General features: G+C 66.0%; 11 protein-coding genes and 1 pseudogene. 6 read left to right on the top strand and 6 right to left on the bottom strand.

Annotation, left to right across the window (positions count from 1 at the left end; translation table 11 throughout):
• Window positions 1-123 precede the first annotated feature (123 nt).
• Window positions 124-432 (bottom strand): transposase, encoded by a 309-nt coding sequence (locus tag B4A72_RS03945; RefSeq protein ID WP_414692485.1) that lies wholly within the window; start codon window positions 430-432, stop codon window positions 124-126.
• Between the two features lie 98 nt (window positions 433-530).
• Between B4A72_RS03945 and B4A72_RS03940 the strand changes: the two genes are divergently transcribed.
• The 3 genes and pseudogenes from B4A72_RS03940 (at window position 531) to serB (ending at window position 2358) form a co-directional block, all read left to right on the top strand.
• Entirely contained in the window at window positions 531-776 is a 246-nt protein-coding gene (locus B4A72_RS03940) for a hypothetical protein (protein ID WP_292978118.1), read from the top strand.
• A gap of 160 nt (window positions 777-936) precedes the next feature.
• A pseudogene (locus B4A72_RS16160) lies at window positions 937-1200 on the top strand (tyrosine-type recombinase/integrase); the annotation flags it as partial.
• A gap of 279 nt (window positions 1201-1479) precedes the next feature.
• A complete protein-coding gene (serB, locus tag B4A72_RS03930) occupies window positions 1480-2358 on the top strand; it encodes a phosphoserine phosphatase SerB (protein WP_292958956.1) in 879 nt (292 codons plus the stop codon).
• Window positions 2359-2589: 231 nt separating this feature from the next.
• Here serB and B4A72_RS03925 read toward each other — a convergent pair whose 3' ends face one another.
• A complete protein-coding gene (locus B4A72_RS03925; RefSeq protein ID WP_292978117.1) occupies window positions 2590-3576 on the bottom strand; it encodes an asparaginase in 987 nt (328 codons plus the stop codon).
• A gap of 152 nt (window positions 3577-3728) precedes the next feature.
• On the opposite strand from B4A72_RS03925, the gene B4A72_RS03920 reads away from it, so the two are divergent.
• Window positions 3729-4250: an invasion associated locus B family protein gene (locus B4A72_RS03920; protein WP_292958960.1), complete on the top strand. Its 522-nt coding sequence runs from the start codon at window positions 3729-3731 to the stop codon at window positions 4248-4250.
• A 131-nt stretch (window positions 4251-4381) separates the two neighbouring features.
• On the top strand, window positions 4382-5554 hold the full coding sequence (gene rlmN / locus B4A72_RS03915; RefSeq protein WP_292958962.1) for a 23S rRNA (adenine(2503)-C(2))-methyltransferase RlmN: 1173 nt from the start codon (window positions 4382-4384) through the stop codon (window positions 5552-5554).
• Window positions 5555-5651: 97 nt separating this feature from the next.
• On the opposite strand, the gene B4A72_RS03910 is transcribed toward rlmN, so the two are convergent.
• From B4A72_RS03910 to B4A72_RS03900, 3 genes are all read right to left on the bottom strand, one after another.
• Complete coding sequence (locus B4A72_RS03910; RefSeq protein WP_414692195.1) at window positions 5652-5984, bottom strand: DUF2794 domain-containing protein; 333 nt, start codon at window positions 5982-5984, stop codon at window positions 5652-5654.
• A gap of 163 nt (window positions 5985-6147) precedes the next feature.
• Window positions 6148-6432 (bottom strand): I78 family peptidase inhibitor, encoded by a 285-nt coding sequence (locus B4A72_RS03905; RefSeq protein ID WP_292958966.1) that lies wholly within the window; start codon window positions 6430-6432, stop codon window positions 6148-6150.
• Between the two features lie 268 nt (window positions 6433-6700).
• Window positions 6701-7351: a TetR/AcrR family transcriptional regulator gene (locus B4A72_RS03900; protein ID WP_292958968.1), complete on the bottom strand. Its 651-nt coding sequence runs from the start codon at window positions 7349-7351 to the stop codon at window positions 6701-6703.
• Window positions 7352-7571: 220 nt separating this feature from the next.
• Here B4A72_RS03900 and B4A72_RS03895 point away from each other — a divergent pair, with 220 nt between their 5' ends.
• Window positions 7572-8999, top strand: coding sequence for a Glu/Leu/Phe/Val family dehydrogenase (locus B4A72_RS03895; RefSeq protein ID WP_292958970.1), 1428 nt, complete (start codon window positions 7572-7574; stop codon window positions 8997-8999).
• 132 nt (window positions 9000-9131) lie between these two features.
• Here the strand turns inward: B4A72_RS03895 and B4A72_RS03890 are convergent.
• A partial coding sequence (locus B4A72_RS03890; RefSeq protein ID WP_292978116.1) for an L-threonylcarbamoyladenylate synthase occupies window positions 9132-9867 on the bottom strand: 736 nt, incomplete at its 5' end.

Here is a 9867-nt window from a genome sequence, read left to right as displayed (position 1 = left end):
CGATGATTTTCATGAACGCCAGGTTCTCGGCGCTTTCCCCGCGCGGGTGACAATAGAGGCTGGAGCGCGCCAGAGACAACAGACCGCACTGCCGCCGGATGCTGAGATCGGGATGGTCCTGCTTCACCGCTTTCCGCCTCCAGTGCCGAGGATGAGACTGGAGGCATCGGCCAAAAAATCCCGTTCCACGACGAGCTGGCCGATCTTGGCATGCAGCTTCTCGACATCCTTCCCGGAAATCGCCGGCTCGGCCGAGGCGGCACCGCCAAACACCGATGCCATGTTCTCGATCACCGTTCTCTTCCATCCGCTGATCATTGTGGGATGGACGCCGTACTTCCTGGCCAGCTCGGCCGTCGTCAACTCTTCACGGATGGCTTCAAGCGCAACCCTGGCCTTGAACTCCGCCGAATAGCGCTTCCGCTTCGTCATCCGGGGAATTCCTTCGTCAGTCGCTACAGCTTAGCAACTGGTCCGAAATCTCGCGACCACCTCTCAGTCGTTTCAATGGACCAGGGGCGGGGCTGACGATGGCGCAGGTGTTCAACGCCTACATCGATGCCGATAAATCCGAACGCTTTCTGTTGAAGCTGGTGGACTATTGGAAAGACACGCTGGTCGAGAACGTCCATGCCGAGACGATCCGCAGGGCTGCGAAAGTGATTTATCCAAAGGCGAACGAGCCGACCTGGAACAGACAGGTTCTTAAGCCGACGCAAGCCGCGATCAACCATGCCGCCGGGCTGGGTTGGTGCAGCCGGATTTCAGTGAAGTGATACACCGAAAGCCCCGAGGTGAAGATCCCGGCGACGATTGAATGGGTCCGAGCTTTCGACGCGCAGGCCATTGAGGACGACTTGCCGCATCTGGGTGCGCTCTGCGTTTTCATGTTCGGGACGGCCCGGATCGGCGAAGCCTGCCGCATGATCTGGGGCGATGTGGACCTGCATCAGCGCACCGCCAAGTTGTATCTGTTCAAGCCCGCGCCGTGGAGCCGCGAGGCGCATCTGCCGCCTGAACTGGTCGCGGTATTGGCGAACCTGCCGAGCAACCGAAAGGCCGATGAACTGGTCTTCGACTATTCGGGGCGCGTGGAACAACGTTTGCAAGCGGGCGGGCATCCAGCGGCTGACACTGCATTGCAGCCGCCACGGCTTTGCAACCTCGATGCTGCATATGGGAATGGACGTGAAGACCGTGGCCGAGATGGGAGGTTGGAAGAACGCGGCGACGGTGCTGCGGACCTATGCCCACGCGGTCAAGGACAAGACCATCACCGACGCTCTATTTGACACGCCAGCGACACGCGGCGCGATCAATGGTTCCGCAACTGTCAGAACCGAAAGGAAAAAACGGAATGACTGCTCACCCTCGTTGGGAGGGGTGTCCCGCCGCGGGCATACAACTGCCGCCGGCACTGGCGCAAGGGAAATCTTTGGCCTAGATCCCGGCCTCGCCGATCCCCGGAAGGAGCAGCCCATGTTCACCGTCTCGCTGATCACAGCGCCTGCCAACGCCAATCTGGAAAGCGCGTTGCTGGACGGGCTGTCCAGAAGCTGGGACGGCGGCACGCCGCGCTGGCTGAACCCGGGCATTGCCGGCGAATTCGATATCGGAACCATGCCGACGGATGTCGATCAGGTCTGGTCCGATCTTCAGACCATAGGCATCGACATGGCGATCCAGCCCGGAACCGGGCGACGCAAGTCGATCCTTCTGGCCGATATGGATTCGACCATGATCGGGCAGGAATGCGTGGACGAACTGGCCGACATGGCCGGCGTCGGGCCGCGGGTCGCGGCCATCACCGCGCGGGCGATGAACGGCGAGCTGAACTTCCACGAGGCGCTGGTCGAACGGGTCGGCCTTCTGGCCGGTCTGCGCGAATCGGTCGTGGCCGAGGTCCTGGACCGGCGCATCACGCTGACGCCGGGTGGGCGGGAACTGGTCGCCACGATGCGGGCCAATGGCGGCCATGCGGCGCTGGTTTCGGGCGGGTTCACGGCCTTTACCGGGCCGGTTGCCGAAAGGCTGGGTTTTGACACGCACCGCGCCAATACCCTGCTGTCCGAAGCCGGCGTGCTGACCGGCCATGTGGCGCTGCCCGTGCTGGGCCGCGAAGCCAAGGTCGAGGCGCTGCGCGAGATCGCCGCCGGGCTGGGCCGGACGCCCGAGGATGCGATTGCCGTTGGCGATGGCGCAAACGATCTGGGGATGCTGCAACTGGCGGGGACGGGCGTGGCCCTGCACGCCAAGCCGGTCGTCGCGGCGCAGGCGAAGATCCGCATCAACCACGGCGATCTCAGCGCATTGCTGTATCTGCAGGGCTATCGCGCGGCGGAATTCGTCGGCGGCTGACGCACAGGGTGACACCCCGCCGCGGCGTAAAACCCGCGGATCGCCGACTGCCGCGCCCGGGCCCGGTTTTGCGCGACCCGGCGGACGACCCCGTTGGGTCCGGTCCAAGCCAGGGCCGGCGCCCGCTCTGCCAAGGGGCGCCGGCTGGTCGTCGTCCGGGATGAGGGCCAGAAAGGGGGCGCTGCCCTCATGCGCGATTAAAGCGGAACCATGTATCGGATTCGTGACGGTTCAGGCCGGAAACGCCGTCGCGCGGCGCATCTGGCCCGTCACCATGCCGCGCCAGTTGCGGATCGGAGCCGTCAGATAGCGTTCCACGACCGGATCGGCCTCTGGCAGCGCCCCCAGATGAACCAGCAGCGCGGTGATCGCGGCCTCGGCGGCGCGGGTGGCGCCGTCGGTGATCTTCAGCGCAATACCCAGGCCGTGATCGGGCAGGATCGCGACGAAGACGCCCTCGGCGCCGGTCTTGACGGCGACGCGGCCATCCATGGCGCGCATCAATGCTGTGCAGGCGCGGCCCTCGCCGGCCACCAGCTCGGGATGGTCGCGCATCGCAAGCGTCAACCTTCGCATGGCCTGACCGCGCCGGTCGCCGCCGGGACGGGCAAAGGCCACCATGGCGTTGGCCAGCCCCACGAGCGAGCAGGCGTGGTTCGGGGCCGAGCAGCCGTCGATGCCAAAACCGGGGCTGACCTCGCCGGTCATCTCTTCGAAGGCGGCCTTCACAGCCTGCTGGACCGGGTGGTCCGGATCGATATACTCCGCCCCGCCGCCCAGATGCCGGTTCAGGGTCAGGAACCCGGCATGTTTGCCCGAACAATTGTTGTAGATCTGGCAGGGACTTTCGCCGGAACAGGTCAGGCGGCGATGTTCGGCCGGGTCGCGGGGCATGTGGCTGCCGCAGCGCAGGTCCGCTTCGTCCAGGCCCAGCGTCCGCAGCCAGTCCGACACGCCCGCGACATGGATCGCGGCACCGCTGTGGCTGGCGCAGGCCAGGGCAAGCTGGCGGTCCGTCAGGCCCGCGGCATCGGCGGCGCCGCTTTCGATCAGTGGAAGCGCCTGGATCATCTTGCACGAGGAACGCGGAAACACGATCTGCGCCGGACTGCCCCAGGCCTCGACCACGCCGCTGGCATCGCAGATCACCGCATGGCCCCGGTGCAGGCTTTCGCGGCGTCCCCCCCGCCACAGCTCGATCAGTTCGGCATCGTGCATCGGAATCTCCCTGACAATTGCGCGATTTTCTGCTGTGCGCCCCTTTTTCGCGCCCCGATTTCAGGTATCCTTAGCCCAGATGGTTGAAAAGACCACGGCAATCGGGAACAACGCCGCCCAAAGCGGCGAAACCTATGGCAGGAGGCCAGAGCATGAAAAAGACGACGCTGCGCGGCATGGCGGCGATCGCGGTCCTGGTGACGGGACTGGGGACGGCAAGCGCACAGGAATCCACCAATGTCGTGGCGACCGAGGGGGACTGGACCGTTTTCGCGGCGCAGAATCCCAAGGAGTGCTGGGCGGTCTCGCCGCCGAAATCGACCCTGAACACCCAGGACGGCAAGGAGGTCGAGGTGACGCGCGGCGACATCCGCCTTTATGTCGCCTATCGTCCGGGCCAGAATGGCGAAGTCTCGTTCACCGGCGGCTACCCGTTCTCGCCGGATTCGACGGTCGAGGTCGATGTCGGCGGGCAGAAGTTCAACCTGTTCACCGAGGGCGAGAGCGCCTGGACCGGCAGCCCCTCGGACGATCAGAAGCTGATCGGCGCGCTGCGCGCCGGGGCCACCGCGATCATCACCGGCCGGTCCTCGCGCGGGACCACCACCAAGGATACGTTCAGCCTGTCGGGCGTCACCGCGGCGACCAACACCGCGAAGGAACGCTGCCAGTAACCGGCAGCGCAGGACCCGCGCGCCCCGGGCGGATTGCCTTGACGGATCGTGATGCGCCAGCGACGAGGCCGGTTGAAAGACCGGCCTTTCTGGCCTATCTGCCTGTCTTTGTTCCTATCGCCGGTGACATCATGACCGCCCCGATCACGCAGGATGTGCTGACCATTCCCCGCAAGCTGCCCGAAACCGGGCGCCTGAACCTTGTCGGGCTGACGCGCGATCAGCTGCGCGAGGCGCTGATCGCCGCCGGCACGCCCGAGCCGCAGGCAAGGATGCGGGTCGGGCAGGTCTGGCAGTGGATCTATCACTGGGGCGTGCGCGATTTCGCGGCGATGACCAATCTGGCCAAGGATTACCGTGCCCTGCTGGCGGACAGTTTCCAGATTTCGCTGCCCGAGATGGTGACCCGGCAGGTTTCTGCGGACGGAACGCGGAAATACCTGCTGCGGATCGCCGGCGGACACGAGGTCGAAGCGGTCTATATCCCCGAAGAGGGGCGCGGGACGCTGTGCGTCAGTTCCCAGGTCGGGTGCACGCTGACCTGTTCCTTCTGCCATACCGGCACGCAGAAACTGGTACGCAACCTGAGCCCGGCCGAGATCGTCGGCCAGCTGATGGTCGCGCGCGATGATCTGGGCGAATGGCCGACCCGGGGTGCGCCCCGCGACGAGACACGGCTGATCAGCAACATGGTGCTGATGGGCATGGGCGAACCGCTGTATAATTTCGAATCGGTTCGCGACGCGATGAAGGTCGTGATGGATGGCGAGGGGCTAAGCCTCAGCCGCCGCCGGATCACGCTGTCCACAAGCGGCGTCGTCCCCGAAATCGCCCGCACGGCCGAAGAGATCGGCTGTCTTCTGGCGGTATCCTTCCACGCGACCACGGACGAGGTGCGCGACAAGTTGGTTCCGATCAACCGGCGCTGGAACATCGCCACGTTGCTTGACGCGCTTCGCGATTATCCGCGGCTGTCGAATTCCGAACGGATCACGTTCGAATACGTGATGCTGGACGGCGTCAACGACAGCGACGAGGATGCGCGACGGCTGGTGCGGCTGATCCGGGGAATTCCGGCCAAGATCAACCTGATTCCGTTCAACGAATGGCCGGGCGCTCCCTATCGCCGGTCCGGTCAGGACCGGATCCGGGCTTTCGCCGATATCGTCCACAAGGCAGGCTATGCCAGCCCCATCCGCACGCCGCGCGGCGAAGACATCATGGCCGCCTGCGGGCAGTTGAAATCGGCCACCGAACGCGGGCGCAGGTCGAAGGCGCAGATCGCGGCCGAGGCCGGGGTCTGAGCGACGGCCCCGCGGCAAGCGCCGCTGCCCTGCGGCTGCCGACCGGTCTTTCGGCGATCGGATGCCCGATGGCCGCGGGGGCTTTGTCCGCTCGCGCTCAGTCGATGGCGCGGATCAGTTTCTTGTCGAAGACGCGCAGCACCGGTCGCAATTCATGGCCGCGTTTCAGGATCTGGCCATCCATGCCCAGCACCAGATAGGCGCCCTGGGCGTTGCGCAGGCGGGGGCGTTTCTCGATGCGATACAGCGGATGTTCGGTGGCGCGCCGGAACACGCTGAAGATGGCCGCGTCGCGCAGGAACGACATGGCATAATCGCGCCATTCGCCCGCCGCGACGAATCGGCCATACACGGACAGGATCAGCCCAAGCTCGGATCGGTCGAAAACCACGCGGTCGGGATCGGCGTGAAACGGCGGGGCGGCGTTCATCATGACCGGATGGTGACATTGCGCCCGCCGCAAATCAATCCGGCAAATGCGGGCCGGGCCAGCGCGTCGGCAGGACAGAGGCCGCCGCCATTCCCGGCAGGCGGGGCTGCCGCGTCGCACCCAGGTCGCCAGAAAGCTGCGCCGACGGCGCGGGCCGGTCGGATCAGAAGCAACTGACCTTCTCGATCCGGTCGCTGCGGCCGTATTCGATGTTCAGCCGGTCGGGGCGGAAATCGGCGGTCACGGCATCGTCGGGGCCGATGACGCGGGTCCCGACCGGAAAGGTCATCTGGTCGGTGATCCCGCGTGGCTGGCCGACAAGGCCCTGATAGCCCGAGGCACGGCATTGGTCCGCGGACGCATCCGGTGTCGGGGCCGAAGGCAGAGGCTGACAGGCCGCCAGCAGGATGGCGGCAGGCAAGGCCAGCGGGAACGGAAAAATGCTCATGGAATCACCCTCGCTCGAGGTTGTCGATGACGCTGCCCGCATCAAGTGGAAAAATGGTCCCCCGCCGCGTGTGGCCTGCGGCGCGGCGATGAGGTTCTGGCCTGAATTGGTCATGGTCGCGTGCGGCCTCTGGGGATCCCGGCCTTGGCGCGGGCTGCTGATACCGCCTTATAGTCAGGGCGGCGGGATTTGAGAAGCCGCGCCGGCGTCACGATCTGTTCCCTTTGCGGCCGTGTGGCTGCCGGCGCGATCCGGACGGCCCGCCTCATCAGCGCGCCGCGCCCAGCGACTGCTCGTTGCGCCCGGACACGCCGTGGGCTTTCAGGAACAGCTGCGCGGCGCTGTCGGCGATGCGCGCGATCTGGTCATGATCCGGCGCGTGGCCTCCGTCCAGTGTCGCCATGTCATGTATCTCGGCTCCGGCGAGGCGGACCAGTTGTTCGGCCGCCAGCGTCGTGTCCTCGATGCGCAATTCGCCCCGCGCGACCCAATGGTCCAGCCGCTCGCGCAGCCGGTCACGCAGCACCTTGTGCAGCGCCGCATGATAGTTCCGGGCGACATCGGGAAAGCGCGCCGCCTCGGCGACATGAACACGATACAGCCGCACGCTGTCGGGGGCGACCAGCCATTCGGCGATCTGCCGTGTCAGGGCGGGGATCGCCTGGGTCGGGGCGGCGTCGGCGGGGATATCGAAGAGAATCGCGTCTTCCAGCCGCTGCCGCTCGTTCTGCATCGCCTCTTCGAACATCAGCCGCTTGTCGGCGAAATAGCTGTAGAGCGTGGCCTTGGAAACCCTGGCGGCGGCGGCGATGTCATCGACGCTGGTGCCCGAAAATCCGTCCCGCAGGAATATCTCTTTCGCGCCCTCGCTGACTTGCGCGAATTTGCGTCCGATCCTAACTCTCTGACGATCAATCATATTTTTATCCCTGTCGCATATGCGGACGAAATTCACACCAGTGAGTCAATGCAGAAACCAGAGCGGATGTTTCCTTGGTGGGGAATTTTCGCCGATCTGAGCGGTTCCGGGCCGCGGAGTTTCGCCGAAAGCGATCGTGGCAAAGATCGTTGGAACCCGCCGCCGCTTTGCCCTAGCCTCGGCGTGAAATCGGAATTCAGCAGAAGCTGGGAGGAAGCAGATGGCGATCAGACAGACCTCGTTTCGCGATTCGGTCGAACGGATGTTCACCCATGCCGCCGGTCTGATGGACCTGCCGCCGGGACTGGAGGAAAAGATCCGCGTCTGCAATTCGACCTATACGGTCCGGTTCGGCGTGCGGCTGCGGGGGCAGATCCACACCTTCACCGGCTATCGCTCGGTCCATTCCGAACATATGGAGCCGGTCAAGGGCGGCATCCGCTATTCGCTGGATGTCAGCCAGGACGAGGTCGAGGCGCTGGCCGCGCTGATGACCTATAAATGCGCGCTGGTCGAGGTGCCGTTCGGGGGATCCAAGGGCGGTTTGTGCATCGACCCGCGGGCCTGGGACGCCGACGAGCTGGAACGGATCACCCGGCGCTTCACCTATGAATTGTCGCGCCGCAACCTGATCTCGCCCAGCCAGAACGTGCCGGCCCCCGACATGGGCACGGGCGAACGCGAGATGGCCTGGATGGCCGATGCCTACAAGCGGCTGCATCCCGACGACATCAACGCCAAGGCCTGCGTGACCGGCAAGCCGCGCACCGCGGGCGGCATCGACGGCCGGGTCGAGGCGACGGGGCGGGGCGTGCAATACGCGCTGCGCGAATTCTTCCGCCATCCCGACGTTGTGAAGCAGGCCGGGCTGGAAGGCACGCTGGCGGGCAAGCGCGTCATCGTGCAGGGGCTGGGCAATGTCGGCTATCACGCCGCGCAGTTCCTGTCGGCCGAGGACCAGGCCCTGATCATTTGCGTGATCGAACGCGACGGCGCCATCCGCAATCCGCAGGGCATCAACATCGACGCGCTGCGCGGCCATATCCAGGCGACGGGGGGCGTGCGCGGCTTCGCGGGCGGCGATTATGCCGAGGAAGGGCTGGCCGCGCTGGAGGATGAATGCGACATCCTGATCCCGGCGGCGGTCGAAAGCGTGATCCATCGCGACAATGCCGAGCGGATCAGGTGCAAGCTGATCATCGAGGCTGCGAACGGTCCCGTCACCGCCAATGCCGACGAGATCCTCAAACGCAAGGGCATCGTCATCATTCCCGACATGTATGCCAATGCCGGCGGGGTGACGGTGTCCTATTTCGAATGGGTCAAGAACCTGTCGCAGATCTCTCTGGGCCGGTTGGAGCGCCGTCACGAAGAGGCCCGTGCAAGGCTGATGATCGACGAGCTTGAACGGATCTCGGCCGATACCGGCACGAATTTCGCACTGGCCCGAGGCTTCAAGGAGGCTTTCCTGCACGGCGCGGATGAACTGGATCTGGTGCGCTCGGGGCTGGACGACACGATGCGCGAGGCCTTCGGCAAGATGAAGGATGTCTGGCAGTCGAACGGCAAGGTCAACGATTTCCGCACGGCGGCCTATGTGGTGGCGATCCGGCGGGTGTCGAATGTCTATGCCTCGCTGGGATTGTAGTGGTCTGCTCGCGTCCCGCGTCGGCCGGGGGGATGACCGCGCCGGCGACATCCGCAGAAAGCGCGCGTGGGAGGGACGAGCCCCCGCGCGCGACAGGCATGCCCCTCGACGGGGCCGGCTTTCGCATTCTCCTTATGCGCGGGGGGCAGCGGCGCGGCGCAGGCGGTCGTTGATGGCGCGGCCCAGGCCATGATCGGGGATCGGGGCCACGGCGATGGGGCGGCCTTCGCGGTCGGCGCGGCGCAGCATGTCGAAAAGGTTGGCGGCGGCCTCGGCCAGATCGCCATGGGCTGACAGGCTGAACGGGCCGGGCGCGGCAAAGGTGATCAGGGTTTCACCCTCGCCGGCCTCTTTCGCCTCAAGGCGCAGGGCGGCGTTCGGGGCATAATGGCTGCTCAGCTGCCCCGGGGCGTTCGGCGTTGACGGGTCGCCCGCATGTCGTCCCAGCGGCCGGCCAAGCGCGGCCTCGATCGCCTCGGCGGGCAGGCCGCCGGGCCGCAGCAGGACCGGCAGGCCGTCCTGCCAGCCGATGATGGTGGATTCCAGGCCCACCGGACAGGGTCCCGCATCCAGCACTGCCGCAATGCGGCCGTCCAGACCTCCATCGGGGTCCAGCACATGCGCGGCGCTGGTCGGGCTGATCCGGCCCGAAACATTGGCCGAGGGCGCGGCGACCGGGCGGCCCACCTGGCGCAGCAGATCCTGCGCGACGGGATGGGCGGGAACGCGGATCGCCAGCGTGGGCAGGCCCGCCGTGACCAGCGAGGCGACCCGCGCGCCGTCCCGCAGCGGCAGGACCAGCGTCAGCGCGCCGGGCCAGAAGGCCTGCGCCAGCGCACGCGCCTCGGGGGGCAGGTGGACCAGAGGC

It is taken from the genome of Paracoccus sp. UBA5162 (assembly GCF_002413585.1).
GTDB lineage: Bacteria > Pseudomonadota > Alphaproteobacteria > Rhodobacterales > Rhodobacteraceae > Paracoccus.
The sequence above is the reverse complement of the archived record's forward strand: the minus strand, read 5'-3'. Positions and strand labels throughout refer to the sequence as shown.

Coding starts and splice junctions, on each gene's coding strand:
- B4A72_RS03900 (WP_292958968.1), bottom strand. CDS start 7,351: ATGATTGATCGTCAGAGAGTTAGGATCGGACGCAAATTCGCGCAAGTC.
- B4A72_RS03925 (WP_292978117.1), bottom strand. CDS start 3,576: ATGCACGATGCCGAACTGATCGAGCTGTGGCGGGGGGGACGCCGCGAA.
- B4A72_RS03895 (WP_292958970.1), top strand. CDS start 7,572: ATGGCGATCAGACAGACCTCGTTTCGCGATTCGGTCGAACGGATGTTC.
- B4A72_RS03905 (WP_292958966.1), bottom strand. CDS start 6,432: ATGAGCATTTTTCCGTTCCCGCTGGCCTTGCCTGCCGCCATCCTGCTG.
- B4A72_RS03945 (WP_414692485.1), bottom strand. CDS start 432: ATGACGAAGCGGAAGCGCTATTCGGCGGAGTTCAAGGCCAGGGTTGCG.
- rlmN (WP_292958962.1), top strand. CDS start 4,382: ATGACCGCCCCGATCACGCAGGATGTGCTGACCATTCCCCGCAAGCTG.
- B4A72_RS03940 (WP_292978118.1), top strand. CDS start 531: ATGGCGCAGGTGTTCAACGCCTACATCGATGCCGATAAATCCGAACGC.
- serB (WP_292958956.1), top strand. CDS start 1,480: ATGTTCACCGTCTCGCTGATCACAGCGCCTGCCAACGCCAATCTGGAA.
- B4A72_RS03910 (WP_414692195.1), bottom strand. CDS start 5,984: ATGAACGCCGCCCCGCCGTTTCACGCCGATCCCGACCGCGTGGTTTTC.
- B4A72_RS03920 (WP_292958960.1), top strand. CDS start 3,729: ATGAAAAAGACGACGCTGCGCGGCATGGCGGCGATCGCGGTCCTGGTG.